Origin of the sequence: Shinella pollutisoli (assembly GCF_024609765.1) — a bacterium.
GTDB lineage: Bacteria > Pseudomonadota > Alphaproteobacteria > Rhizobiales > Rhizobiaceae > Shinella > Shinella pollutisoli.
Genome location: NZ_JANFDG010000003.1, coordinates 220,548 through 246,743 on the forward strand (window position 1 = coordinate 220,548; position 26,196 = coordinate 246,743).

Below are 26,196 nucleotides of genomic sequence, written 5' to 3' on the forward strand. Positions count from 1 at the left end.
GAGACCCTCGTGAAACGCCTTCTCCTGCTGCGCCATGCGAAGTCGGCCTGGCCGGAAGGCGTCGCGGACCGCGACCGGCCGCTCGGCGAGCGCGGCCGCCGTGACGCGCCGCGCATCGGCGCCCATATCGCCGCCGCGGGCCTCCGGCCGGATTTCGCGCTGGTGTCGTCCGCGCGGCGCACGCGGGAGACCTGGGCGCTGGTCGAGCCCGCGCTCGGCGGCTCCTGCCCCGCGCGCCTCGCGGACTCGATCTACGAGGCCGCCCCGCCCGCCATCCTCGCCGCCGTCCGCGCGGCGCCGGAGGAGGGGGACACGCTCCTCGTCGTCGGCCACAATCCGGGCCTCCAAGACACGGCGCTGCTGCTGGCGCCGCAGGGCGCGGCGGAGGCGCTCGCGCGGCTTGCGACGAAGTACCCGACGGCGGGGCTGGCCGTGATCGCCTTCGATATCGGGAAATGGGCGGATGTCGAGCCGGGCGCGGGCCGGCTCGAGGCGTTCGTCCCGCCGAAGACGCTGCCTTAGGCGGGACGGGGGGATCGGGGGCATCGCCTGCCCCCGAACGCGACTCAGAACGTCGCGGTCATCGGGTCGGGCCCGATGCGATGGCCCTCCTTCTCGAGGCCGGCGAAGGTCTGCATGTCTTCGTCGTCGAGCCTGAAATCGAAGGCCTTGAAGTTCTCCACGATGCGCGACGGCGTCACCGACTTCGGAATGACCACCAGGCCGTTGTCGATGTGCCAGCGGATGACGACCTGCGCCGGCGTGCGGCCGTGCTTCCCGGCGATCCCGGCGACCACCGGGTTCTCCAGGAGCTGGCCCTGGCCGAGCGGGCTCCAGGACTGGGTGACGATGCCGTGCTTCTGGTGGAAGGCGCGTTCCTCCTTCCGCGGGAAGTCGGGATGGAGCTCGATCTGGTTGATGACCGGCATCACGCCCGTCTCGCCGACGATGCGCTCGATGTGCGGCGGGTTGAAGTTGGAGACGCCGATGGAGCGGACGCGGCCTTCCTCCTTCAGCCGGATGAAGGCCTTCCAGGTATCGACGTAGCGGTCGCGCTGCGGCGCCGGCCAGTGGATGAGGTAGAGGTCGACGTAGTCGGTGCCGAGGCGCTTCAGGCTGGCGTCGAAGGCGGCGAGCGTCGAATCGAAGCCCTGATTGGAATTCCACAGCTTGGTGGTGAGGAAGATGTCCTGCCGGGCGACGCCGGAGGCGCGGATGCCCTCGCCGACGCCCTCCTCGTTCTCGTAGATCGCGGCGGTATCGATATGGCGGTAGCCGGTCTCGAGCGCCACCCTGACGGCGTTGACGGCGGTGTCGTTGGGCGTCCGCCAGACGCCGAGGCCCACCTGCGGAATGCGGTTCCCGTCGTGAAAGGCAATGGTCGGTTGATCGATCATCGGAAAGTCTCCATGAAAAATGATGGCGTGCTTGAGCCCGTGAGGGGCTTCCCGTGGCGCCTTGCAGCCCGGCGACGGTCGGTCCTGATATAGGGAAGGCTGCCGGCGATTGCATCGGGGCGGCCTGTGAAAAAGCCGTCACAGGATGCGCACGACCGTGCCGCGCCGAAGATGCGGCAGGATGCGAACCATGTCGCGCCGCGCAATGGCGATGCAGCCGGCGGTCGGCTCGTAGCCGGGACGGATGAGGTGGAGGAAGATCGCCGAGCCGCGATGGCGCCGGCGCCCGGTGACGTTCCAGTCGAGCACGAGGCAGAGGTCGTAGAGCCCGTCCGCCCGGTGCATCTCCTCGTGGCTCGGGCGGAAGGGCGCGCGCACGAGGCGGTTGTAGCACGGATGGTCCGGCGCGTCGCACCACAGCATCGACGGGGCGATGCGGCGAAGCGGCAGCGCCGTCGGCGGCCTGTCGACGCGGTCGCCGCGCAGGAAGCCGGAGAGCAGCGCCATGGCGGCGATCGGGGTCGCGCCGTCGCCCTCCCGCTTGCGGCTCGTGCGCCCGCTGCGGCCGATCGCCGCCGGGATGCGGAGCGGGCCGAACTGGAGGATCGCCCGGCTCCTGCGGCCGGACGCCGGGCGGACGAGGACGGTCTTCACGAAATGTTCAGGGGATTTGATCGCCTTCATGCTTGCCCGCCTCGCTCGCGCCTCTCTTGCCTGCGCCATCAGCGCACTTGCCAAAAGCGTCGATTCACCTACTTTCCAGAGGAATGCCGAGAGGTAAAGCATGACATCCCGCACGATCCTTCTTGTCGACGACGACGACGACCTTCGCGAGACCCTCGTGGAACAGCTCTCGCTCTACGAGGAGTTCGGCACGCTGGAGGAGACGACGGCCGCCAAGGGCATGCAGACGGCGCGGGCTACCCAGGTCGACCTGCTGATCATGGACGTGGGCCTGCCCGACATGGACGGGCGCGAGGCGGTGAAGCTGTTGCGCAAGGGCGGCTTCAAGGCGCCGATCGTCATGCTGACCGGCCACGACACCGATTCGGACACGATCCTCGGCCTGGAGGCGGGCGCCAACGACTACGTGACGAAGCCCTTCCGCTTCGCCGTGCTGCTCGCCCGCATCCGCGCGCAGCTGCGCCAGCACGAGAGCAGCGAGGACGCGACCTTCAGCGTCGGCCCCTACACGTTCAAGCCCGGACAGAAGCTGCTCACCACCGAGAGCGGCCAGAAGATCCGCCTGACGGAGAAGGAGGCGGCGATCATCCGCTACCTCTACCGCGCCGACCAGAAGGTGGTGACGCGCGACGTGCTGCTGGAGGAGGTCTGGGGCTACAATTCCGGCGTGACGACGCACACGCTGGAGACCCATGTCTACCGTCTCCGGCAGAAGATCGAGCGGGACCCTTCCAATGCGGAGATTCTCGTGACAGAGAACGGCGGCTACAAGATTGTCCCCTGAGACGTAAGTAAGGAGCGCCCGCCGTGGCTCTCAGCGACGACATCGCCCTTCTTTCCCGCGTGCCGCTCTTCGCCGGCTTTTCCGACGACAAGCTCCGGCTGATGGCGTTCGGCGCCGAGCGCCGGCGACTGGTCGAGGGGCAGACCCTCTTCCGCGAGGGCGCCTCGGCCGATTGCGGCTTCGTGGTGGCGAGCGGCATCTTCCGGCTGACCTCGACCGCCCGCGACGGCTCGCTGCGCGAGGAGGGAGAGGCGGGCGAAGGCACGCTGCTCTCGGAAATCGCGATGATCTCGGCCGTCGAGCGCAAATACACGGCGACCGCGCTCACCGACGGCGAGGTGATCCGCATCAACCGCCCGCTCTTCCGGCGCATGCTGGAGGAATATCCGGACGTGGCGCTGATGGTCGACGCGCGCATCCGGGAGAACCTCGCCGCGATGATCGACGGGATCCGCGGGCTTGCGGGGCGGTTTGCCTGAAACGATGATCAGAAGATGAATTCGGCGATCACCGGCACATGGTCGGACGGCCGTTCCCAGCCGCGGGCCTCGCGAATCACCGAAATGCCGGCGAGATGCGGCTCCAGGTCGGCCGAGGACCAGATGTGGTCGAGGCGGCGGCCCTTGTCGGCGGCCGCCCAGTCGGCGGCGCGGTAGCTCCACCACGTGTAGAGCTTCTCCTGCGCCGGCACCTTGCGGCGCATCAGGTCGACCCAGGCGCCCTTCGTCATCACCTCGATGAGGCCCGCGGTCTCCACCGGCGTGTGGCTGACGATCTTCAGGAGCTGCTTGTGCGACCAGACGTCGTGCTCGAGCGGCGCGATGTTGAGGTCGCCGACGAGGATCGAGGAGATGCCGGCTTCGGCCTCGGCGTGCAGGAGCTTCATCTCCTCGATGAAATCGAGCTTGTGGCCGAATTTCGGGTTGATCGTGCGGTCCGGCTCGTCGCCGCCGGCCGGCACGTAGAAATTATGCAGCCGGATCGACTTGCCGCGGTGGTGGAAGAGCACGGAGACGTGGCGCGCGTCGCCGACGCCGCAATAGTCGCGCCGCTCGACGAGCTCGGTGAGCGGCAGGCGCGAGACGGTGGCGACGCCGTGATAGCCCTTCTGGCCGTGGATGACGATGTGCTCGTAGCCGAGCGCCTTCAGCGGCTTCATCGGAAAGAGGTCGTTCGGGCACTTGGTCTCCTGCAGGCACAGGATGTCGGGCGACCAGGTCTTCAGGAAATGCTCGACGAGCGGCATGCGCAGCCGCACCGAGTTGATGTTCCACGTCGCGATCGAAAGTGCCATTCAACGCCCCCTGCTGTTCGGGGGCGTCTTAGCGCATGGGGCGGCAAACGGAAACGAAAACCTCACTTCGAGCCGCGGTTGCGCACCTCGTCATAGGGGATGGCGAAGACCTTGTCGTCCAGCGGCACGCCGGTCTGGACGTTGAAGATCATCACGGACGTGTCCTTGCCCTGCGCGTCGGTGATCGTCCACTGGCGCAGGTCGTAGGTCTTCGGGTCGAACATCATGGTGATGGTCGAATCGCCGAACATGGTCTTGTCGCCGAGCACGATGGTGGTGAGGTCCGCCTCCTCCTTGACCGAGCGCACCATCTTGGCCGAGAGGTCGATCTTCTCGCCGAGCAGCAGGTTGAGCGGGGTCTTGGAGAGCGGGTAGATGTCCCAGGTCTTGAGCTTGCGGTTGCCGATCACCACCGACTTGCCGTCGGCGATGACGCGCATCGGCGAGGGGTCCTCGTAGTTGAAGCGGATCTTGCCGGGGCGGTTGATGTAGAACTTGCCGCCGGTCTGCTCGCCGCGCGGGCCGAACTGCACGAACTCGCCCATCATCGTCTTCACCGAGGCGAAGTGGTCGGCGATCTTCTGCGCGGCGCCGCCGGCCTGCGCCGAGGCATCGGCGGGAACGAGCGCGGAGAGGCCCGCGACCAGCGCGAAGGCGAAAAGGCCGGTGAAGCCGCGACGGGTGAGGGCCGTGCCTGCGCGGCCCGATTCGGTTCGGATCATGTCGGTCTCCTTCATGTCGTTCTGATGCCCGCCAAAGGCGGCGCCATGATGGCGTCAGCGCGCCGAGATCTCGTCTTCCGTCGGCACCAGGATCTCGCGCTTGCCGGCGTGGTTGGCCGGGCCGATCAGGCCCTCCTGCTCCATCCGCTCGATCAGCGAGGCGGCGCGGTTGTAGCCGATGCCGAGACGGCGCTGGATATAGGAGGTCGACGCCTTGCCGTCGCGCAGCACCACGGCGACCGCCTGGTCGTAGGGATCGTCGGAATCGTCGAGGTTCGCCGTGCCGGCCGGGCCGCCGCCGATGTCGCCGTCCTCGTCGTCGTCCGCGGTGATCGCGTCGAGATATTGCGGCGCGCCCTGCGTCTTCAGATGCGCCACCACGGCCTCCACCTCGGCATCCGACACGAAGGGGCCGTGGACGCGCTGGATGCGCCCGCCGCCGGCCATGTAGAGCATGTCGCCCTGGCCGAGGAGCTGCTCGGCGCCCTGTTCGCCCAGGATGGTGCGGCTGTCGATCTTCGACGTCACCTGGAAGGAGATGCGGGTCGGGAAATTCGCCTTGATCGTGCCGGTGATGACGTCGACCGAGGGGCGCTGGGTCGCCATGATGACGTGGATGCCGGCCGCGCGCGCCATCTGCGCGAGCCGCTGCACCGCGCCCTCGATGTCCTTGCCGGCGACCATCATCAGGTCGGCCATCTCGTCGATGATGACGACGATGTAGGGCATCGGCTGGAGGTCGAATTCCTCGGTCTCGTAGGTCGCCTCGCCGGTCTGGCGGTCGAAGCCGGTCTGGACGGTGCGGGTAATCGCCTCGCCCTTCTCGCGCGCCTGCTCGACGCGGCTGTTGAAGCCGTCGATGTTGCGCACGCCGATCTTCGACATCTTCTTGTAGCGTTCCTCCATCTCGCGCACCGTCCATTTCAGCGCGACGACGGCCTTCTTCGGGTCGGTGACGACGGGGGAGAGCAGATGCGGGATGCCGTCGTAGACGGAGAGCTCCAGCATCTTCGGGTCGATCATGATCAGCCGGCACTGCTCCGGCTTCATCCGGTAGAGCAGCGACAGGATCATGGTGTTGATGGCGACCGACTTGCCCGAGCCGGTGGTGCCGGCGACGAGCAGGTGCGGCATCTTGGCGATGTCGGTGATGACCGGCTCGCCGCCGATCGTCTTGCCGAGCGCCATGGCGAGCTTCGCCTTCGAGCCCTCGAAGTCGCGCGACGCGATCAGCTCGCGCAGGAACACCATCTCGCGGCCCTGGTTCGGCAGCTCGATGCCGATGGCGTTGCGGCCGGGCACGACGGCGACGCGGGCGGCAATCGCGCTCATCGAGCGGGCGATGTCGTCGGCAAGGCCGATGACGCGGGACGACTTGATGCCGGGCGCCGGCTCCAGCTCGTAGAGGGTGACGACCGGGCCGGGGCGGACATGGATGATCTCGCCCTTGACGCCGAAGTCCTCCAGCACGCCTTCGAGCATGCGGGCGTTCTGCTCCAGCGCGTCGGCGGAGAGCGTGGCGTCGCGCACGGGGCCTTTCGGCTCGGCGAGCAGGTGGATCGGCGGCAGCTGGAAGCCGTCTGGGCCGACGAAGGAGGTCTGCGCCTCGCGCTCGACGCGCTGGCCGGGCTTCGGCCGGGCGGCGGGGGCGACGACGCGGGAGCCGGAAAGCGGCATCTGCTGGCGTGCCGGCGCGCGGCGCGGCGCCCAGTCGGCGGCCGGATCGTCGTCCTCGTCGTCGGGCAGGATGCCGCTCGGGCGCGGCAGCGGGTCGTCGTCGAGGTCGAAGGGCAGGTCGTCGTCCATCGGCGGCGCGGTGACGGCGCGGCGCAGGCCGGGCTCCAGCGACGGCTCGACGCGCGCGGTGCCGCGGGCGCGCACCGGCTCGTTCAGCGTGCCGAACTCGTCCTCGTTGAAGTCGTAGGGCTGCTCGATGCCGCGCGCCCGGCGATGCCGGCCGGAAAGGCCGAAGAGCCGGCGCAGGCGCGCCTGGCCGGTATACCAGGCATGGGTCGCCGCACCGGCGAGAAGGGTGAGCGGGCCCTCGCGATCCTCCGCCTCGTCGTCCTCGACGACGGTGCGGGCGCGGCTCTGGGCCGGCACGGGGGCGAAGTCCTCCTCGTCGTCGATGGCGGATGCGCCGAGGATGCCGGCGGAATAGAGCAGGCACCAGAGCGCCGGCAGCGCGACGACGGCGCCGAGCACGATGGCGAAGGTGCCGGTCGGATAGGCGCCGGTGAAGAGGGCGGGGAAGCGCAGGATCATGTCGCCGAAGACGCCGCCGAGCCCGTTCGGCAGCGGCCAGGTGACGGTGACCGGCGCGCAGCTCAACGCCGCGGAGGCGAGGATGGCGCCGCCGAACCAGGCGGCCGCGCGCTGCGGCAGGCGGCTGAAGCGCCGGCCGCTGACGAGCCCGAGGCCCCAGGCGACGACCGGCAGGAGCGCGATCACGCTGGCAAGGCCGAAGAACTGCATGAAGAGATCGGCGAAGACGGCGCCGGGATAGCCGAGGATGTTGGCCGGCTCGCCGCTGGAGGCGTAGGAGAGGCTTGGGTCGGAGACGTTCCAGGTGGAGAGCGCGGCGACGGCGAGCGCCAGCCCGAGGAAGATCGCCAGCCCGAGGAGGATCTGCATCTGCCGCCAGACGAACGCCGAGAGAACGAAGCGGTCGTGCCGATTGTCCAGTCCTGCCGAAATGCTTCTGCCCATGGTTCCAGCCCGTGCCAATGCCGTCGCGGTCGCACCGTCCCGAGCGATTCGCGGCGGCGTCCGTTTTCGCACCCTACGAAGGAAGGCTTAATGGCGTGTTAACCATGCCGCCCCGAAACGAAAACGGCCCGGACGCGGGGTCCGGGCCGGGAGGAAACGGGCGGCGCCTCTTGCGCCGCCGGCCGCCCTAGGAGTGGTAGGCGGCTTCGCCGTGGGAGGAGAGGTCCAGGCCCTCGCGCTCGGCCTCGACCGGCACGCGCAGGCCGACGACGACGTCGACGATCTTGTAGAGGATCGCCGAGATCACGCCGCACCAGACGATGGTGAAGACGACGGAGATGAACTGCACCCAGACCTGGCCGTCCATGGAGACGCCCTCCGCATAGCCGACGCCGCCGAGCGAGCTCGACGCGAAGATGCCGGTGCCGAGCGCGCCGACGATGCCGCCGATGCCGTGGACGCCGAAGACGTCGGCCGTGTCGTCGTAGCCGAACCGGTTCTTGATCACCGAGACGCCGAAGTAGCAGGCGGCCGAGGCGACGGCGCCGAGCACGATCGCGCCGATCGGGCCGACGGAGCCGGCGGCGGGCGTGACGGCGACGAGGCCGGCGATGACGCCGGAGACGGCGCCGAGCATCGAGGCCTTGCCGCGGGCGGAGTTCTCGATCAGGCACCAGGCGACGACGGCGCCCGCGGTGGCGGTGAAGGTGTTGATCATGGCAAGGCCCGCGCCGCCGCCGGCCGAGACCGCCGAGCCGGCGTTGAAGCCGAACCAGCCGACCCACAGCATGCTCGCGCCGACCATGGTGAGCGTCATCGAGTGGGGCGCCATCATGTCCTTGCCGTAGCCGGTGCGCTTGCCGACCATGATCGCGCCGACGAGGCCCGCAACACCGGCATTGATGTGGACGACCGTGCCGCCGGCGAAGTCGAGCGCACCCCAGTCCCAGATCAGCGCGCCGTCACCCGACCAGACCATGTGGGCGATCGGGAAATAGACGAAGGTGACCCAGAGCGCGGTGAAGAGGATGACCGCCGAGAAGCGGATGCGCTCGGCGAAGGCGCCGACGATCAGCGCCGGCGTGATGCAGGCGAAGGTCATCTGGAAGGAGATGAAGACGTATTCCGGGATGCTGCCGGAGGCGCTGTCCGGCGTCACGCCGGAAAGGAACAGCTTCTCGAAGCCGCCGACGAAGGCATTGAGGCCGCCGCCGTTGGAGAAGGCGAGGCTGTAGCCGTAGACGACCCAGACGATCATGATCACGCTGGAGACGACCAGGCACTGCATGAGCACCGACAGCATGTTCTTGGCGCGCACGAGGCCGCCGTAGAAGAGGGCCAGGCCCGGCAGGATCATGAACAGGACGAGGACGGTGGAGGTCAGCATCCAGGCGGTGTCGCCGGAGTTGATCGCCGAGACCGCGGCTTCCGGGGCCGCCTCGGGGGCCGCTTCCGTGGCCTCCTGCGCAAGGGCTGCGACCGGGGCGAGCAGGGCCGCGGCGGCGGTGCCGGCGCGGGCGAGTGCGTTGATGATGGACTTGGACGACATATTGAAAATGCTCCCTGATCTGCCGTTTGCTTTAGAGCGCTTCGGAATCGGTTTCGCCCGTGCGGATGCGCACGGCATGGTCGATGGCGTAGACGAAGATCTTGCCGTCGCCGATCTGGCCGGTCTTGGCGGCGGACGCGATCGCCTCGACGGCCCTGTCGACAAGGTCGCCCGGCACGGCGATCTCGACCTTCAGCTTCGGCAGGAAGCTCACGGCATATTCGGTGCCGCGGTAGATTTCCGTGTGCCCCTTCTGGCGTCCGTAGCCTTTCACTTCCGTCACGGTCAGGCCCTGGATACCGACCGCGGTGAGGGCTTCGCGAACCTCATCGAGCTTGAACGGCTTGATAATGGCCATCACAATTTTCATCTGGTTTCCCATCCTTCGTTCGTGTCCCCAGCCGGGGCCGTCTCTCCTTGCCGTTGCCGCCGGAGCGGCCACAACGACTGGACGGGTACATTCAAGGGGCGTGCCAGATTCGACGGTTCGGGCTAACTTTCTGAAATTTAAGGGAAAAATAAATCTCTCCCGGCGGGTGACAAAAAATCGCCGGAGCATATGCCTAAAAATAAGTCTTACCAAAGGTCGTGACTAAAATTTAGCCCTTTGCCTTTTTCCGAATCAGCCCCTCCTGGGCGACCGAGGCGACGAGTGTGCCGGAGCGGCTGAAGATGCCCCCTCGCGTCAGGCCGCGCCCGCCGGAGGTGCAGGGGCTGTCCTGGCTGTAGAGCAGCCAGTCGTCGAGCGGCGCCGGGCGATGGAACCACATGGCGTGGTCGAGGCTGGCGATCTGCAGCGAGCGGTCGAAGATCGAGGTGCCGTGGGCGGCGAGCGCCGTGTCGAGCAGCGTCATGTCCGAAAGGTAGGCAAGCACGGCCGCGCGCAGGCCGCGGTCCTCAGGCACCGGCCCGGTCGTCCGCATCCAGACGTCCTGCCGCGGCGCCTGCCGGCGGCCCGAGAGGTAGCGGTCGAACGAGAGGGGACGGAGCTCGATCGGCCGCGGCCGTTCCCAATAGGCGCGGATGGGCTCCGGCGCCTTTGCCAGCAGCGTTGCGCGCATCTCCGCCTCGTCCGGCAGGCTTTCCGGCGGCGGCACGTCGGGCATCGCCGTCTGGTGCTCGAAGCCCGGCTCGTCGACCTGGAAGGAGGCGGTCATGAAGAAGATCGGCTTGCCGTGCTGCACGGCGACCACGCGGCGCGTCGCGAAGGTGCCGCCGTCGCGGATCGTCTCGACGTCGTAGACGATCGGCACGGACGGATCGCCGGGCAGCACGAAATAGGCGTGCAGCGAATGGACGAAGCGGTCGGCGCCGACCGTGCGGGTCGCCGCCACCAGCGCCTGGGCGATCACCTGGCCGCCGAACACCCGCTGCCAGCCGACCTGCGGGCTCTCGCCGCGGAACAGCGATTTCTCCACCCGCTTGAGGTCGAGCGTGCGCAGGAGGACATCCATGGCGGGGTTCGGCGGGGGCTGGCGCGACATCTGGGCGGGCTCCGGAGGTAGGAAAGGGGTTCGTCCTCCTCTATATAGGGGGCTTGAAGACCTCAAGCCGCCCATCAGGAGAACGCCCATGTCCGATCTGCCGACGCTCGACGTGCTTGTCGCCGGTGGCGGCTATGTCGGCCTGTCGCTGGCGGTCGCCGTCAAGAAGGCCGCGCCGCATCTTGCCGTCGAAGTGGTGGACGGCGCCCCGGAAGCCGCCTGGCAGCGCGACGATCGGGCCTTCGCCATCGTCGCGGCCGCGCGCAACCTGCTCGGCGTGCTCGGCGTCTGGCCGGAGGTCGCGCCCGAGGCGGAGCCGATCCGCCGCATGGTCATCACCGATTCGCGCACGGCCGATCCCGTCCGCCCCGTCTTCCTCACCTTCGAAGGCGCGGGATCGGGCGACGACGGCGAGCCTTTCGCCCACATGGTATCGAACCGCGCCATCACCGGCAGCCTGTTGCGCCAGGCCGAGGGGCTCGGCATCCCGGTCCGCTGGTCGACCTCCGCGGAGGGTTTTACGACCGGCCAGCACGCCACGACCGTCGGCCTCTCCGACGGTACGATGCGCGAGACGCGGCTTCTCGTCGCCTGCGACGGCGTGCGCTCGAAGCTGCGCGACATAGCCGGCATCAGGACCGTCCGCTTCGACTACGGCCAGTCCGGCATCGTCACCACGGTGGAGCACGAGCGCCCGCACGAGGGCACGGCGGAGGAGCATTTCCTGCCGGCCGGCCCCTTCGCCACGCTGCCGCTCACCGGCAACCGCTCCTCGCTGGTCTGGACCGAGCGCACGGAGGACGCCCGCCGCCTCGTCGAGAGCGACGACCTCGTCTTCGAGGAGGAGCTGGAGCGCCGCTTCGGCCACAAGCTCGGGGCGCTGAAGGTCGTCGGCGGCCGCCGTGCCTTCCCGCTCGGCCTGACGCTCGCGCGCGCCTTCGTCGCGCCGCGCTTCGCGCTGGCGGGCGACGCGGCGCACGGCATCCACCCGATCTCGGGCCAGGGGCTCAACCTCGGCTTCAAGGACGTGGCGGCGCTCGCCGAGACGATCGTCGAGGCCGACCGGCTGGGGCTCGACATCGGCGCGCTGTCGGTGCTGGAGCGCTACGAGCAATGGCGCCGCTTCGACACGGTCCGCATGGGCGTCACCACCGACGTCTTGAACCGGCTGTTCTCCAACGACGTGACGCCGCTGCGCGTGCTGCGCGACGTCGGCCTCGGCCTCGTCGACCGCCTGCCGGGCCTCAAATCCTTCTTCATCCGCCAGGCGGAGGGAACGGCCGGCAGCGGCCATCCGCGCATGCTCGTCGGCCGGCCGATCTGAGCGGCGGTCAGCGCCGCAGGCGTTTCAGCCTGTCGATGGCGCGGGCGCCGGCGCGCTTCCATTTCGGCTTGGGACGAGCGATCTTCGGCAGGTCGATGGCCGCGCCGTGGCCGTTCTCGCGGGCGGCGCGGGCGAGCCGGGCGCGGATCGCCTCGAGCAGGACGGGGTCGGGCGCCGGAAGCGCTGCGAGCCGCCGCTCGATCAGGGCGAGGAAACGGGCCTGCCAGGCGGTGCCGATCGGCATCGCCGCGACCTGGGCGGCGTCGAGCGGCTCCGGGAACGGCCAGGGGTCGCGCACGCCGGCGACGGTGAAGTTGAGCTTGGTGAGCACGCATTTGGCGCAGGTGCCGCAATTGTCGCCGCTGCGCGGTCCCGCCCAGCAGACGGAGAGCTGCGCGAGGATCGCCGGGCGGCTTGCGAGTGCCGAGATGCGGTCGATGCGGTCGTAGGCGCCGCCGTCCGATTCGATGCGGAAGTCCCCGCGCGAGAAGAACCGGTCGTTCCAGAAGCTGTTGCCCCAGATCGTGAAGGCGTTGTCGTAGGCCTCCTCGGTGGCGATCAGCCCTGTCCCGTGGCCGGCCGAAAATTGTTGCAGCACGGCAGCAAGCCCCGCGCCGAAGCTCATCTGCCAGTTCGGCGCCGTCTCGCGCCAGTTGGTGCGCAGCGTGAAGAAGTCGACGCCGAGCTCGCCGGCGATCGCCTCGCCCCGCCGGCTCAGCCGCGCGAAGCCCTCCGCGGCGGAAAGCGGCATGTCGAAGCCGTGCACCATGACGGCGGATGCGAGATCGCGCCGGCCGGGCCAGTCCGTGCCGCCGGCATGGCGCAGCAGGGTGAAGCTGCTGTCGACGCCCGCGGAGAAGGCGGCGACGGCCCGGCGCCTCTCGGCTGGCGAGGCGGTGACGCGCTCGACCGGCTCGGCGCGGATGGCGATCTTCTCGGCGAAGACGTCCGGCCGCCAGCGGTGCCAGACCTCCTGGTAGTGCGCCAGGCCTTCCAGCAGCGTGCGGTCGACGGCGAAGTCGGGCTCGATATCGTAGCCGGCCTTCATCGCATGGGGGAGGAGGGCGACGAGCGCGAAATCCGGGGCGACCGGGCCGGCCGCGAGGCCCGGCCCCGGCCGGTTCCGCTCGAACCAGACGGGCGGGGCGAGCGGGCCGGAATGCACGGTGCGGCGCAGCCCGTCCGCCGAGGTGTGGACGCTCAGTCTCGCTGCGGGTCTTCGTCTCGCCATCTCGTCGTCTCACTGTGGGCGGAAGAGATCGGGCAGCAGCGCCGCCCAGGTCTCGCGGTAGGCCAGCACCTTTCCCGTCGCATTGTCGTGCAGCAGGACTTCGCGGCCGATCGCGGCGGCGAGGAGGGCCGCGTGCAGCCGGTCCGTCTCCACCGCGCGGCCCCGCGCGAGCGCGGCGACGGCATGGTTCACCTTTCTCGTGGCGACCCCGTCCTGCGCCGTCAACGCCAATCTCGCCGGCGCGGCGGCAAGCAGCAGCTTCCCCAGCCGGTTGGCAAGGCGCTGGCCGGGCATGTCGCGCCAGTCCCGCGCCGGACCGGTCGAAGGGCCCGCGGCTTCCGGATCGCGGCGCATCAGCCGGACGAGGTCCCGACACGGCGGCGGGGCGGCGAGGGAAAGCAGGTGGCAGAGATCCGGGCAGGTTACGGCGTCGAGCCCCAAGCGCTCCTGCAGCTCCGACCGGGCGCGGCGGTCGCGGGCGAAGAGGCGCGTCGACGGGCGGTCGCGATAGAGCGCGCGCGTCTCGGCGAGCAGCGCCTCGTCCGGCGCCGGCGCGAAGGCGCAGCTCATCGGCAGGTGGACGACCGGATTGCCGGGCAGCGCGCGCAGCACGTCGAGGCGCAGGCGCTGGTGGCGCGGGTAGAGGTCGCCGAAATTGCCGCCGCCGAGGAAATAGACCGTTCCCCCGCCGATGGCCGCCCGGCAGCGCGCGGGCGAAAAGCCGCGCAGCGTCGCCGCATAGGCGGGCGGGCGGCCGTTGATCGCTTCGAGCGCACGCCGCGCGCCGAGCCAGATCGCCGCGTCGCCGGGATTGAGATAGTTGGGATAGTCGATCAGCGCATAGGGGCCGGCGGCCGCCGCATCCGCGAGCGTCGCCAGGATGGTCCGCCGGAGGGCCTCGGTCATGCGCCGCCGCTCCCCTCCGGCTCCGTCTCCGGCCAGCGCGGCCTGGTCGCGCGCATCGCGGCGTAGCGGTGCATCCTGTAGCGGAAATCGAGCTGATAGGCCGCGTTGCGCAGGAAGCGCAGCACGACGTTGGCGCGCATGCGCCTGCGGCTCTCGTCGATGCTGCTCGTCAGCCCGTGCCGCTCGTCCGGGCGCACCACCGCCGGCTCCACCACCTTGATCGAGGCGCCGTGCTCCCACCAGCGCTTGAGGTAGAGGTCGATCGGCCAGGCGATCGACGGCGGCAGGGCGGTGAGCGCGCGCGCGGCGGGGCGGGTGATGGCATAGGCGACGGTCGTGGGCGGCAGGACCAGCGGCGTGCCGATGCGGTAGCCGCCGGCAAGCGGGACGGCCTCGACCATCGGGCGCGCGCCGTCGCTGTAGAGCTTCAGCATGTCCCATGTGCAGGGAAGCCGGGCGAGCCGCTCCAGGATGCGGGCGGCGCCGGGTTCCAGGACGAAGTCGTCCTCCAGCACGACCGCGACCGGCGCGTCGCCGGCGGCGATCTCCGCCCAGGCCTTGCGATGGCTGAGGAAGCAGGCGACCTCGGCGGGCGTCACCGGGCGCTTGGCGAAGCGCGGCCGCGGCGCGCCGACCCGGCGCAGCTGGTCCTCCGTGAGCATGCGGCCGTCGACGGCGCGCACGCGCCGGAAGGCGAGCCCCGCCGCGTCGAGCCGGGCGCGGCTTTCGGCCAGACGCGCGGGGACCCGGTCGAGGTTGATGACGTAGATCGGCCACATGGCGGCACTCTGCCCGGCCGGGCGCAGGCGGGCAATAGGCACAATCGGATCGGGAATCGGAAGGCGGCTGCAATCACCAGAAAACCGACGAAAACGAAGCTTAGCGCTCCGCGGCGCCGCGTATCGCCCGGCTTTTCGGGACAGGCGGCTAGAGGAGGGATCGCGCGGATTCGCGCCGGCCCGGCCCGTCCGTCCGGGCGACCAGCCGGGAAAACAGGGCAGCGTCGCCGAAGCCGCCGGACTTCGACAGGATGGTGACGCCGTGCCATCGGCCGCCGCTGATCCGGGAGACCGGCACGCCGGTCGCCGCCTCGCCGATGCATTCCAGGAAGTCAGCGCCCGTCGTGTCGAGCACGATCGAGAGCGTGTCGCCGCCGGTGACGACGAAGGACGTCTCCTCCGGGTCGGACACGTCGATTTCCGGCAGGTGGCGGCGCAGAATACGGTGCGTCGCGGCGGCGTCCGTGGCCGTCAGGGCGGGGGCGAGCAGCCGGGGCCTGTCACCGGTCGGGATGCCTTCCGCCACGGTGCCGTCGGCAAGCGCGCTTGCGACCTGCGCGCGCGTCGCGGGATGGTTGGTGCCGACGATCACGCCGCGGACGGGCGGGAAGGGGGTGGGCGCCCGCGCCTTCCCGAGGACGGCGGCGAGGCCGCCGGTGCCGACCCACAGCGTCCTGCCCTGCGGTTTCGCCTGCCTCAGGCGCGCCACCTGCTCGCGCAAGACTTCCTGCCGGTCGGCGTCGACGAGGGTCACGGCGAGGCCGAGCCGGCCGAAGGCCTCGCGGAAGCCCGGCCCGACGGGCACGGGGTCGCCGGTCCCGCCCGTCACGTATTGCCGGCCGTCGCGGGTGATCCGCCCCATGTCCGGATAGGCGGGGGCGAAGACGCAGCCGGAGAAGCCGCCCGCCTCGAAGGCTGCCTTCGTCTCGGCGAAGGGGTGGCCGCGCATCACGCTGTCGATCTTCTTGAACCAGAGGGTATCGGGACCCGCGCCGGCGAAGGCGCGCACCGCGGCCGCGACGGCGGCCACGGCTGCGGCCTCGTCCATGTCGCGCGATTCCGTGCTGACGGCGAGCCTGTCTCCCGCCGGCAGCGCCCGGCCCGGAACGGCGACGCGCACCGGCGCGGCCGGATCGGCGAAGGCGCAGCCGCTGTCGAGCGCGCCCGTGAGGTCGTCGGCGACGAGCCGCAGCCGGCTCACGCGACGCCCCTGAGGCCGACGGGCGCGCTCTCGACGATCTCGAGCGGGATGCCGAGGGCGCGGATGGCGGCGGCATGCTCGGGCGGCAGCTTGTTGTCGGTGATGATGAGGTGGACGTCGACGAGCCGGCCGAAGGTGCAGAAGGACGTGCTGAAGAACTTGCCGCTGTCGGCGAGCAGCACGACGCGGTCGGCGGCGCGCAGGATCGTGCTCTTGATCTCGGCGAGCTCGATCGACGTGTCGGACAGCGCCTCCTGCGTCAGCGCATGCGTGCCGATGAAGGCGATGTCGGCGCGCAGCCGCGTGAGCGTCTGCATCGCGCCCGCGCCGAGCAGCGTGGCCGACCCGGGCCGCACGTACCCGCCCGTCACGGTCGTGTGGATGGCGGCGTTGCCGGAGAGCACGGAGCCGATCGTCAGGTCGTTGGTGACGGCGGTGAAGGGCACGTTGCGCTCGCGCGCCGAGACGGCGGCCGCCGCCGTCGTCGTGCCGCTGTCGAAGATCACCGTCTGGCCGGGCTGGATCATCGCGGCGGCCCGCCGGCCGATCGCCTGCTTCTCGGCGCTGGCGATGGCCGAGGCGATCTCCGGCGTCGGCTCCAGCGTCTTCAGCGCGGTCGGCTCCAGGAGCGCGCCGCCGTGGGTGCGCTGCAGGAGCCCCGTCTCGCACAGGTACTCGACGTCGCGGCGCACGGTGGACAGCGAGCTGTCGAGCGCCTCCGCCATGTCGCGCAGCGAGGCCGCGTGCTCGGTGCGCAGCAGTTCGATGATACGGGCGCGTCGTTTGGCGGGCAGCATGCGGCGGGGATCCTCCTGGTTGGCGCGAGGGTAGGGAGTGATCGCCCGTCTCGTCAAGATGTTCCAAAAAATTCCAAAAAGAATCCAAATTACGTCAAATCATGCTGGACAGCTTGGAAAAACTTGATAGGTTTTTGACGCACAATGAAGACGGGTGGAGCAAGGCTGGCGTCGGAACGCCAGATTCCGTCAGAGACACCGAAGGTGGAGGAGATAGAATGAGAACGTTTCTCAAGTCGATGGCGGCCGGCCTGATGCTGGCGGCCGCAGCCGTTGTCGCGCCGGCGCAGGCCGCGGACGAACCGACGGTCGGCGTGGTCGTGCCGACGCTGGACGCGCAGTTCTGGAATTCCTATGTCGACTTCATGAAGAAGGGCGCGGGCGAGCTCGGCGTCGAGCTCGTCGTGCTCAACGCCGACAACAAGCCCGACCAGATGATCAAGAGCCTGGAGGACCTCGTCGCCCAGGGCGTCGACGGCATCATCTTCACGCCCTACTGGGCGACGGCCGTGCCGGGCCTGACGCTCGCCAACCAGAGCAACATCCCGGTCATCCTGACCGACACCTATGCCGATTTCGCGCCGCAGACCGAGCAGTTCCCGAACTACCTCGCCTTCATCGGCCCGAGCGACCGGGATGCCGGCAAGCAGATGGCCGAGGCGCTGTTCGCGGCACTCGAGCCGGCCGCCGACGGCAAGAAGTACATCGCCGTCGTCAACGGCACCGCCGGCACCTCGGTCGCGATCGACCGCCGCGCCGGCCTGCAGGATGCGCTCGACGCCCATCCGGAGGTCGTGGTCGTCGGCGAGGTCGACGGCAACTTCGTGCGCGACACCTCGCAGACCGTGTTCGAGAGCCTGTGGCAGGGCAATCCCAACGTCCAGGGCGTCTGGGCCGCGAACGGCGGCACGGCGACGGGCGTGATGGCGGCGATCACCGGCGCCGGCAAGGTGCCGGGCAAGGACATCATCGTCGTCGGCATGGACCTCAACCCGGAGAACATCGACGCGGTCGAGGCCGGTTCGCTCCTCTTCGACATCGGCGGCCACTGGCTGCAGGGCGGTTTCGCGCTCGTGACGATGTACGACCATCTGAACGGCCACAAGGTCCCGGCGGAGAAGGCGAACATCAAGCTCGAGCTGCTGCCGCTGACGCAGGACCGCGTGGCGCAGTTCAAGGCCGACTTCCCGGGCGGCGTCCCCGTCTATGACTTCAAGGCGCATTCCCAGACCTACAACAAGGATGCCGAAAGCGCCGTCTTCGAGATGAAGTACAGCAAGTAAAGCCTGCCGAGGGAGGAGAGCGCCTGCCGCTCTCCTCCCGCATCCGGCCGGCCGGGAGGCCTTCATGCTGTCCGCTCGCGACATTTCCAAGAGTTTCGGCGCCTCGCAGGCGCTGTCGGGCGTCTCGGCCGATTTCCGCCGCGGCGAGGTGGTCTCGCTCGTCGGCGAGAACGGCGCCGGCAAGTCGACCCTGCTGAAGGCGCTCGCCGCCGTCTTTCCCTGGGACACGGGGACCGTCACGCTGGAGGGCGCGCCCTATGCGCCGAAAAGCCTCGCCGAGGCGGAGGCCCAGGGCGTGGCGCTGGTGTTCCAGGAGCTCAACGTCAACCGCTCGCTGACCATCGCCGAGAACGTGATGCTCGGGCGGCTGCGCCGCTACCGCCGGCTCGGCCTCGTCGACTGGAAGCAGCTGAAGGCGGAGGCGCAGGCGATCCTCGACCGGCTGGACTCCGGCATTTCCGTTTCCGCCGACATCGACAGCCTCGACCTCGGCCAGCTGAAGACCGTCGAGGTGGCGCGTGCGCTCGCCTCGAAGCCGCGCTTCGTCTTCTTCGACGAATCGACGGCCTTCCTCAACAACCGCGAGGCGCACCGGCTTCTCGCCGTCATCCGCAACCTGCGCGACCAGGACCACGGCGTCGCCTTCGTCTCGCATCACCTCAACGAGGTCTTCGAGATTTCCGACCGGCTGGTGGTGCTGAAGGACGGCGCGCTCGTCGACAGCTTCGAGGCCGCCGGCATGAGCGAGGGGCGGCTGCACGAGCTGATGGTCGGGCGCGAGTTCGACGGCGGCATCTTCCCGGCCGCGACCCCCGCACGGGAAGAGGCCCGCATCGAGCTCTCCTTCGAGGACGTCGTCACGCGCTCCGGCCTCGGCCCGGTCTCGCTCGACGTGCCGGCCGGCCGGATCGTCGGCATCGGCGGCCTCAAGGGCTCCGGCGGCGACGCCATGCTGCAGGCGGTCATGGGCGCCGAGCCGGTGCTTTCCGGCCGGATGACCTTCGACGGCAAGCCGTTCCGCCCGGGCGACCCGCGCGACGCCTGGCGCCAGGGCATCGCCTACGTGCCGGGCGACCGCACCGGCGAGGGGCTGATCCCGGAATTCGCGATCGAGGAGAACCTGACGATGGCGGCGCGCCCGAGGACGGCGGGCGGCTTCGTCGACCGGCCGGCGGGGCGCCGGGTGGCCGACGAGATGATCGCCCGGCTGCGCATCAAGGCCGCAGGCCGCGACGCGGCGACGTCGTCGCTCTCCGGCGGCAACATGCAGAAGGTCGTGCTCGGCAAGTGCCTGGCGACCGGGCCGCGGATGCTCCTGCTCAACAATCCCACGCGCGGCGTCGACGTCGGCGCCAAGGCCGAGATCTACCGGCTGATGCGGCAGCTCGCCGACGAGGGCATGACGATCCTCATGGTGACGGAGGACCTCGCCGAGCTGATCGGCGTGGCGGACCAGATCATTGTTACGCGCCGGGGCGCGATCTCGCATCGCTTCGCGCCGGGCGCAAGGCCCTCGGAGGAGGAGGTGGTAAGGTGGATGATGTAGCGAAATCCGCGGCGGTCGCGACGCCGCCGGCGAAGCTTGCGGGCGGGCGCGGCATCCGGGACCTGTTTCCCGTGTTGCTGCTGGCCGTGCTCTGCGTCGTCTTCGCCCTCCTGTCCGACCGCTTCCTCACCGTCAACAACGGCCTGATCGTGCTGCAGCAGAGCACGGTGCTGCTGGTGGCGGCGCTGGCGATGACCTTCGTCATCGTCAACGGCTCGATCGACCTGTCGGTCGGCTCGATCGTCGCGCTGAGCGCGCTTGCCGCGGCCGCCGCGTCGAGCCAGATGGGCGCCTTCGCCGTCATGCCGGCGGTCCTCGTCGGCTTCGCCTGCGGCCTCGTCAACGGCGTGCTCTTCGCCTACGGCAAGATCCCGTCCTTCATCGTCACGCTCGGAACGCTGGTGATCTACCGCGGCGTCGTGCTGCTCTACACGCGCGGCGCGCCCGTCTCGATTTCCGATCCCGGCTTCCTGCAGGTCTATGCGTCGCGCAGCTTCGGCATCCCCCATTCCGTGCTGATCGCGCTCGCCGCGCTCCTCGTCGTGGCGGTCGTCTTCAACCACACCGTCTTCGGCCGCGAGGTGCGCGCCGTCGGCGGCGGCGAGCGGGTGGCGCTTCTGAGCGGCATTCCCGTCAACCGGGTGAAGCTCGGCGTCTTCGTGCTGTGCGGCACGCTCTGCGGGCTTGCCGGCCTGCTGCAGGCCGCGCGCACCATGGCGGCGACGGCGCAGCTCGCCCAGGGGCTGGAGCTCGACGTGATCGCGGCCGTGGTCGTCGGCGGCACGCCGCTCACCGGTGGCATCGGCCGCATCCGCGGCACGGTGCTCGGCGTGATGATCATCGCGATCCTCTCCAACGGCATGAACATGATCGGCATGGACCCCTATCTGCAGAACATCATCAAGGGCGCCGTGCTGATCGCCGCCGTCTTCCTGACGATCGACCGGTCGAAAATCCTGATAATCAAGTGAGAGACACAATGGAGAGAAGAACCATAGCCATCACCGTCGGCGATCCGGCCGGGATCGGGCCGGAGATCTCCATCAAGGCGCTCGCCGCCTTCGCCGACCGGCTGGCGGAGGGCGACCTGCGGCTGCTTCTGGTGGGCGACGTCGGCACGCTGCAGGAGACGGCCCGGCGGCTGGGCATGGCCGCGCCGCCCGCCATCACCGTCGACGAGATCGCCAAGGCGCCGCCGGCGGCGATCCTGCCGACGACCCCCCTCGCCCGGCCCGTCGAGATAGGCCAGGTCAGCGCCGAGGGCGGCCAGCAGGCCTACGAGGCGGTGCGCATCGCCGTCGAGCAGGCGCTCGCCGGCACCGTCACGGCGATCGTCACGGCCCCGCTCAGCAAGGAGGCGCTGCATCTTGCCGGCCACGACTATGCCGGTCACACCGAGCTTCTCGCCGATCTCACCGGCGTGCGCGACAGCGTGATGATGCTGGCGCACGAGAATTTCCGCGTCACCCACGTCTCCACCCACTGCGCGCTGGAGGAGGTGCCGAAGAAGGCGACGCCGCAGCGCATCGGCCGGGTGGTCGATCTCACGCACCGCACGCTGAAGAGCCTCGGCATCGCTGAGCCGCGCATCGCGATCGCCGCCCTCAATCCCCATGCCGGGGAGGGCGGCATCTTCGGCCGGCACGACATCGACGTCACCGCGCCGCTGGTGGAGGCCTATCGTGCACGCGGCTTCCGGCTGGACGGCCCGGTGCCGGGCGACACCGTCTTCGTCAAGCTGCGCGCCGGCCAGTACGACGCCGTCGTCGCCATGTATCACGACCAGGGGCATATTCCGGTGAAGCTGCTCGGCTTCGGTGTCGACACGGCGACCGGCGAGTGGACGGCGCTCAGCGGCGTCAACGTCACGCTCGGCCTGCCGGTCATCCGCACCTCGGTCGACCACGGCACGGCCTTCGACATCGCCGGCACCGGCAAGGCGCAGGCGAGCAGCCTGCTGGAGGCGATCGACTATGCGCTCGATCTGGCGCGGCCCGCCGCCATGCGCGACGCCGTCGCGTGACCGCAACATCTTCAGGGAGAGAAACGCAATGAGCAACAGTCAGAACGCGATGCTGGTCGACGGACGCCGGGTCGAGGGGCGCGGCGGTTCGCGCGAGGTGTTCAACCCGACGAACGGCACGGTGCTCGCCGTCGTCGCCGATGCGAGCCGCGAGCAGGCGCACGAGGCGCTGGCCGCCGCCCGCAGGGCCCAGCCCGCCTGGGCGGCGCTCGCCCCGCTCGAACGGGCCGCGATCATGCAGCGCATCGCCGCGCTGATCACCGAGAACGCCGAGGAGCTCGCCCGCATCGTCGTGCAGGAGCAGGGCAAGCCGATCCTCGAGGCGCGCGGCGAGATCGGCGGCGCGGCCGGCTTCTTCTCCTACTACGCGGAATTCGCCCGCCGCATCCAGGGCGAGATCCTGCCCTCGGACGCGCGCGGCGAGCAGATCTGGATCCAGCGCGTGCCCGTCGGCGTCGTCGCGGCGATCATCCCGTGGAACTATCCGGCCGCCCTCGTCAGCCGCAAGGTCGCCCCGTCGATGATCGCCGGCAACACGATCGTGCTGAAGCCGCACGAGGAGACGCCGCTCTCCGCGCTCTACATGGCGCGCCTGTTCGAGAAGGCCGGCGTGCCGGCCGGCGTCGTCAACATCGTGACGGGCAGCGGTGCGGAGATCGGCGAGGCGCTGACCTCCCATCCGGACGTGAACCTCATCACCATGACCGGCAGCGTGCCGACCGGCAAGCGCATCATGGCGACGGCGTCCGCCAATCTCGTGCCGGTCTCGCTGGAGCTCGGCGGCAAGGCGCCCTTCATCGTCATGGACGACGCCGACATAGACCTCGCCGTCCGCTCCGCCGTCACCTCGCGCTACATGAACTGCGGCCAGGTCTGCATCTGCAACGAGCGCACGCTGGTGCACGCGCGCGTCTATGACCGGTTCGTGGAGACGTTCGTCGCGGCGAGCCGCTCGCTGCGGCTCGGCGACCCGCTGTCGGAACAGACGGACCTCGGCCCGAAGGTTTCCGCCCGCGAGCTGGAGAAGGTCGAGCGCATCGTCGAGGCGGCGATCGGCGCGGGTGCGGAGGCCGTGCTCAAGGGCGGCCGCCCGGACACGCCGCCGGTGGCGGGCGGCTACTGGATGACGCCGACCGTGCTGACCGGCGTCGAACCGGCGATGCCGATCATGCAGGACGAGATCTTCGGGCCGGTCGTGCCGATCATGAAGGTCGCGGATTTCGACGAGGCGCTCGCCATCGCCAACGACAGCCGCTACGGCCTGTCGGCCTATCTGTTCACGAACGACTTCTCGAAGATCATGCGCGCCGTCAACGACGTGAACTTCGGCGAGGTCTACATCAACCGTGTCGGTCCGGAATCGCTGCAGGGCTTCCACAACGGCTACCGCAACAGCGGGCTCGGCGGCGACGACGGCGTCCACGGGCTGGAGGCCTTCCTGCGCAAGAAGACCGTCTACGCCAACTATTCCGGGACATCGCCGGTCGGCCTCATGCCCTACGGCGGGTAGCCTCGCGACACGGGCCCGGGGCGGCCGATGCGCCCCGGGGTCCGCTCGTTGCGGGACGCCCGTTTTCCGGACAGCGGACCGCGCATTCAAATCGAGACGTCGGAGACGTCGGTCGCGTGCAGGAATTCACTCCGGCAGGAGTGATACAGATGCTGGACCGCCGGGTTGTCCTGGAGAAAGCTCGCCATTCCGAAATAGACCTGCACGGGCGGCAATCCGGACAGCGCCAGCCTGGAGACCTGCGTGTCCCTGCTGCCCACGCTCCACGCCGGGAGAATGCCGAAGCCGAAACCGTCCTCTATGCATCGCTTGACGCTGGTGCTGCTCGAAACCGAGATGAGCGGAGCGATATCCAGTCCCCTGAGCTTGAGGACGTCGAGCGCGATATTGCGCAGGGTCTGGCCGGGCTCGTGCGTGATGAACGGCCGCCCCCTCAACCACTCGACGACGCCGTCCTGGGGCGGCGCCGGTCCCCAGGCCGCGGGATAGACGAGGCTCAGCTCGTAGGTGCCCAGAAGCCGCTGGGTGAGGATCGGATCGCCGAAATAGCGCTCCGAAATGAGCACGTCGACGTCGCCGTTCCGCACGAGATCGGAGAGGGCTGTGTCGCGCTCGTAGAAGGCGAGCTCATGGTCCGGGTAGCGCGTGCGGAACTGCGCGATGATGCGGGGGAACACGTGCAGGAAGAAGCCCTGCGGCACGCCGATGCGGATGATCGCACGCTGCGTGTCGATCAGGGTCTTGATCCGCTCGAGCATGACGTCGAGCTCGGGATTGAGGATGTTGTAGAGGATGGTCCCCTTCGGGGTGAGGGAAATCCGTTTCGCCCCCTGTTCCGAGACGATGAGCTTTCCGTCGAGGATCTGCTCGAGCCTGCGGATGTGGTTTGCCACCGACTGGTAGCTCAGGTTCAGCTCGCGCGATGCCGCGGAGAAGGACCCGTGCTTTGCCAGATGATAGAACGTCTGAACCAGTGTCAGGCTTGGCTTGGCCATTTTGCTCCCGCACCCCGATGCCGCCGTGTCCGGACGAGATGACGGCCCTTCCTCGAAAGGCAAGGCGCAGGGCAGACCGCCGATCCGCTCGCCGCGACGCCGACTACAAAATTCCGCAAAAGGCTGTTCGAATTTCTTGTATCGACACGCCCTCAAGGCGTATGACAGGTTTGACCCTACTGTGCAATCGCGAACAAGGGTCACGAAATGAACGGCGCGACAGCCCTCGTGAAAATGCTTTCCGGCTATGGCGTCGAGGTGATCTTCGGCGTGCCCGGCGATACGAACGTGGCCCTCTACGGCGCGCTCAAATCCGTCGACGGGGCGCCCCGCCACATCCTGTGCCGGGACGAGCGTTCCGCGCTTTTCATGGCCGATTGCTATGCCCGCGTTTCCGGCCGGCCCGCCGTTGCGGAGGTGCCGAGCGGCGCCGGTGCCATGTATGCGCTGCCCGGCGTCGCGGAGGCCAACAAGTCCTCCGTGCCGGTGATCCTCCTGGTCAACGACATCCCCCGGGCCGGCGTCGGCAGGGGCACCTTGACGGAACTGCCGATCGCGGAGCTCTTCCGCCCCGTCGCCAAGCATGTCGAGACGCTTCCCTCCGTCGCGAAGCTGCCCGAGATCGTCCGCCGCGCCTTCCGCACCGCCACGGCGGGCCGCCCGGGAGCGACGGTGCTGGCCCTGCCCGAGGACATCCTCTACGAGGCGATGCCCGAAGCCGGCGTCTCCCTGCATGTCGAGCAGCAGTGCCGCGTCGCCCCCTCCTATCGCGTCCAGCCGCAGCCCGACGCCATCGCGGACGGCGTGGCGGCGCTGCTTGCCGCCCGCAGGCCGCTGATCGTTGCCGGCGGCGGCGTGAACCGCTCCGGCGCGTCCGCCGCGCTGACGTCGCTTGCCGAGCGCATGGACGTGCCGGTCGTCACGACCATCACCGGCCAGGGCGCGATGCGCGACGACCATCGCCTCAGCATCGGGATCATCGGCGACAACGGCTTCCACCCGCATGCCCTGTGGGCGCTGGAGAATGCCGATCTCATCGTCTATGTCGGCTGCCGCATGGGATCCGTCGCCACGATGAACTGGCAGCGCCCCGCGCAGGAGGCCGCCTGCCGGATCGTGCAGATCGATCTCGATCCCGAGGTCATCGCCAACACCTACCAGGTCGACCTGCCCATCTTCGGCGACGCCCGCGCGGTGCTCGAGGCCCTGTCCGACGCGATCGATCCCTCGCACCGGCCGGCCGCGACCGGCTGGGTCGGCGAGATCAACGCCCGCCGCAGGGCCTTCTGGGAGCAGGCCGCGCCGAGCCTGCGCCAGGAGACCGTGCCGATCCGGCCGGAATACGTGATCGAGAGCCTCAACCGGCACCTGCCCATGCCCTGCAACGTCATCTCCGACGCCGGCACGCCGACCCCCTATTCCACGCGCTTCCTGAAGCTCAGGGACGACCAGTCGCGCCTCGTCATCCCCCGGTTCTTCGGCGGGCTGGGCTACGCGATACCCGCGGTGATCGGGGCCTATTACGCCGCGCCGGAAATCCGGCCGGTCGGCCTCTTCGGCGACGGATCGCTCGGGATGTCGGCCGGCGAGCTGGAGACCCTGTCGCGGCTGAACATTCCCGCGGTGCTGATCCATTTCAACAATGCCTGCTTCGGCTGGATCAAGGCGCTGCAGCGGGTGAGCGACGCGGATCGGACGAACGACGGCACGTTCGCCGTCGACTTCAACGCCTACAGCATGGACAAGCTCGCGGCGGTCTACGGCATCCGCTCCTTCCGGGTCGAAACGCCGGAAGAGCTGGAAACGGCCGTCCGCGAGGCCTTCGGCCACGACGGCCCGTGCTTCATCGACGTCGTCGTCGAATCCATCGCGAACCGGCTTCCGCCGGTCTATTCGTGGCTGCAGAAAACGGGCGTCGACCCCACCGCGCTGGACGAAATGATCACGGCATAGGCGGCGCAGGAGCGGATCGGTCAAT

24 protein-coding genes are annotated in these 26,196 nt (G+C 69.4%); 10 read left to right on the top strand and 14 right to left on the bottom strand.

Features of this window, described 5'->3' with window-relative positions; translation table 11 throughout:
* The first annotated feature begins 9 nt into the window (after positions 1-9).
* The gene (locus NNZ72_RS03840) at positions 10-522 is read left to right on the top strand and encodes a SixA phosphatase family protein (RefSeq protein ID WP_257312957.1); all 513 of its coding nucleotides are present in this window, start codon (positions 10-12) and stop codon (positions 520-522) included.
* A 44-nt stretch (positions 523-566) separates the two neighbouring features.
* On the opposite strand, the gene NNZ72_RS03845 is transcribed toward NNZ72_RS03840, so the two are convergent.
* Together NNZ72_RS03845 and NNZ72_RS03850 are read right to left on the bottom strand one after the other, a co-directional pair.
* Positions 567-1,397, bottom strand: a complete 831-nt coding sequence (locus tag NNZ72_RS03845) for an aldo/keto reductase (protein ID WP_257312960.1) — start codon at positions 1,395-1,397, stop codon at positions 567-569.
* A gap of 138 nt (positions 1,398-1,535) precedes the next feature.
* Entirely contained in the window at positions 1,536-2,081 is a 546-nt protein-coding gene (locus NNZ72_RS03850; RefSeq protein ID WP_257312963.1) for a L,D-transpeptidase family protein, read from the bottom strand.
* Between the two features lie 100 nt (positions 2,082-2,181).
* Here NNZ72_RS03850 and NNZ72_RS03855 point away from each other — a divergent pair, with 100 nt between their 5' ends.
* Together NNZ72_RS03855 and NNZ72_RS03860 are read left to right on the top strand one after the other, a co-directional pair.
* Positions 2,182-2,865 carry a response regulator transcription factor gene (locus NNZ72_RS03855; RefSeq protein ID WP_257312966.1) on the top strand — a complete coding sequence of 228 codons (684 nt, stop codon included), beginning with the start codon at positions 2,182-2,184 and terminating at the stop codon, positions 2,863-2,865.
* A gap of 23 nt (positions 2,866-2,888) precedes the next feature.
* Positions 2,889-3,344 carry a cyclic nucleotide-binding domain-containing protein gene (locus tag NNZ72_RS03860; RefSeq protein ID WP_257312969.1) on the top strand — a complete coding sequence of 152 codons (456 nt, stop codon included), beginning with the start codon at positions 2,889-2,891 and terminating at the stop codon, positions 3,342-3,344.
* Positions 3,345-3,352: 8 nt separating this feature from the next.
* Here the strand turns inward: NNZ72_RS03860 and NNZ72_RS03865 are convergent, their stop codons facing one another.
* From NNZ72_RS03865 to tesB, 6 genes are all read right to left on the bottom strand, one after another.
* On the bottom strand, positions 3,353-4,159 hold the full coding sequence (locus NNZ72_RS03865; RefSeq protein ID WP_257312972.1) for an exodeoxyribonuclease III: 807 nt from the start codon (positions 4,157-4,159) through the stop codon (positions 3,353-3,355).
* A gap of 62 nt (positions 4,160-4,221) precedes the next feature.
* Entirely contained in the window at positions 4,222-4,896 is a 675-nt protein-coding gene (locus NNZ72_RS03870; protein ID WP_371747694.1) for an outer membrane lipoprotein carrier protein LolA, read from the bottom strand.
* Positions 4,897-4,935: 39 nt separating this feature from the next.
* Positions 4,936-7,590, bottom strand: a complete 2,655-nt coding sequence (locus tag NNZ72_RS03875; protein WP_257312978.1) for an FtsK/SpoIIIE family DNA translocase — start codon at positions 7,588-7,590, stop codon at positions 4,936-4,938.
* Positions 7,591-7,777: 187 nt separating this feature from the next.
* Positions 7,778-9,139 carry an ammonium transporter gene (locus tag NNZ72_RS03880; RefSeq protein ID WP_257312983.1) on the bottom strand — a complete coding sequence of 454 codons (1,362 nt, stop codon included), beginning with the start codon at positions 9,137-9,139 and terminating at the stop codon, positions 7,778-7,780.
* A gap of 31 nt (positions 9,140-9,170) precedes the next feature.
* Entirely contained in the window at positions 9,171-9,521 is a 351-nt protein-coding gene (locus NNZ72_RS03885; RefSeq protein WP_160872107.1) for a P-II family nitrogen regulator, read from the bottom strand.
* Positions 9,522-9,738: 217 nt separating this feature from the next.
* On the bottom strand, positions 9,739-10,623 hold the full coding sequence (gene tesB / locus NNZ72_RS03890; RefSeq protein ID WP_257312990.1) for an acyl-CoA thioesterase II: 885 nt from the start codon (positions 10,621-10,623) through the stop codon (positions 9,739-9,741).
* A gap of 88 nt (positions 10,624-10,711) precedes the next feature.
* Between tesB and NNZ72_RS03895 the strand changes: the two genes are divergently transcribed.
* Positions 10,712-11,947: a ubiquinone biosynthesis hydroxylase gene (locus tag NNZ72_RS03895; protein WP_257312992.1), complete on the top strand. Its 1,236-nt coding sequence runs from the start codon at positions 10,712-10,714 to the stop codon at positions 11,945-11,947.
* A 7-nt stretch (positions 11,948-11,954) separates the two neighbouring features.
* Here the strand turns inward: NNZ72_RS03895 and NNZ72_RS03900 are convergent, their stop codons facing one another.
* From NNZ72_RS03900 to NNZ72_RS03920, 5 genes are all read right to left on the bottom strand, one after another.
* Positions 11,955-13,178 carry a hypothetical protein gene (locus NNZ72_RS03900; RefSeq protein WP_257312995.1) on the bottom strand — a complete coding sequence of 408 codons (1,224 nt, stop codon included), beginning with the start codon at positions 13,176-13,178 and terminating at the stop codon, positions 11,955-11,957.
* 9 nt (positions 13,179-13,187) lie between these two features.
* Positions 13,188-14,084, bottom strand: coding sequence for a polysaccharide pyruvyl transferase family protein (locus NNZ72_RS03905; RefSeq protein ID WP_257313000.1), 897 nt, complete (start codon positions 14,082-14,084; stop codon positions 13,188-13,190).
* Entirely contained in the window at positions 14,081-14,863 is a 783-nt protein-coding gene (locus tag NNZ72_RS03910; protein ID WP_257313002.1) for a glycosyltransferase family 25 protein, read from the bottom strand. The genes NNZ72_RS03905 and NNZ72_RS03910 overlap by 4 nt, the downstream gene beginning before the upstream one ends.
* Before the next feature lie 148 nt (positions 14,864-15,011).
* On the bottom strand, positions 15,012-16,064 hold the full coding sequence (locus NNZ72_RS03915; protein WP_257313005.1) for a four-carbon acid sugar kinase family protein: 1,053 nt from the start codon (positions 16,062-16,064) through the stop codon (positions 15,012-15,014).
* Positions 16,061-16,861, bottom strand: coding sequence for a DeoR/GlpR family DNA-binding transcription regulator (locus tag NNZ72_RS03920; RefSeq protein ID WP_257313008.1), 801 nt, complete (start codon positions 16,859-16,861; stop codon positions 16,061-16,063). The genes NNZ72_RS03915 and NNZ72_RS03920 overlap by 4 nt, the downstream gene beginning before the upstream one ends.
* 218 nt (positions 16,862-17,079) lie before the next feature.
* Here NNZ72_RS03920 and NNZ72_RS03925 point away from each other — a divergent pair, with 218 nt between their 5' ends.
* The 5 genes from NNZ72_RS03925 (at position 17,080) to aldA (ending at position 23,223) form a co-directional block, all read left to right on the top strand.
* A complete protein-coding gene (locus tag NNZ72_RS03925) occupies positions 17,080-18,144 on the top strand; it encodes an ABC transporter substrate-binding protein (protein WP_257313011.1) in 1,065 nt (354 codons plus the stop codon).
* 64 nt (positions 18,145-18,208) lie between these two features.
* Positions 18,209-19,690: a sugar ABC transporter ATP-binding protein gene (locus tag NNZ72_RS03930; protein ID WP_257313012.1), complete on the top strand. Its 1,482-nt coding sequence runs from the start codon at positions 18,209-18,211 to the stop codon at positions 19,688-19,690.
* The gene (locus NNZ72_RS03935; protein ID WP_257313014.1) at positions 19,678-20,661 is read left to right on the top strand and encodes an ABC transporter permease; all 984 of its coding nucleotides are present in this window, start codon (positions 19,678-19,680) and stop codon (positions 20,659-20,661) included. Before NNZ72_RS03930 ends, NNZ72_RS03935 begins: the two co-directional genes overlap by 13 nt.
* A gap of 8 nt (positions 20,662-20,669) precedes the next feature.
* Positions 20,670-21,713 carry a 4-hydroxythreonine-4-phosphate dehydrogenase PdxA gene (gene pdxA / locus NNZ72_RS03940; RefSeq protein WP_257313017.1) on the top strand — a complete coding sequence of 348 codons (1,044 nt, stop codon included), beginning with the start codon at positions 20,670-20,672 and terminating at the stop codon, positions 21,711-21,713.
* Positions 21,714-21,741: 28 nt separating this feature from the next.
* Complete coding sequence (aldA, locus tag NNZ72_RS03945; RefSeq protein ID WP_257313020.1) at positions 21,742-23,223, top strand: aldehyde dehydrogenase; 1,482 nt, start codon at positions 21,742-21,744, stop codon at positions 23,221-23,223.
* A gap of 86 nt (positions 23,224-23,309) precedes the next feature.
* Here the strand turns inward: aldA and NNZ72_RS03950 are convergent, their stop codons facing one another.
* A complete protein-coding gene (locus tag NNZ72_RS03950) occupies positions 23,310-24,218 on the bottom strand; it encodes a LysR family transcriptional regulator (protein ID WP_257313024.1) in 909 nt (302 codons plus the stop codon).
* A gap of 207 nt (positions 24,219-24,425) precedes the next feature.
* Here NNZ72_RS03950 and NNZ72_RS03955 point away from each other — a divergent pair, with 207 nt between their 5' ends.
* A complete protein-coding gene (locus NNZ72_RS03955; RefSeq protein WP_257313027.1) occupies positions 24,426-26,171 on the top strand; it encodes a thiamine pyrophosphate-binding protein in 1,746 nt (581 codons plus the stop codon).
* The last annotated feature ends 25 nt before the right edge of the window (positions 26,172-26,196 follow it).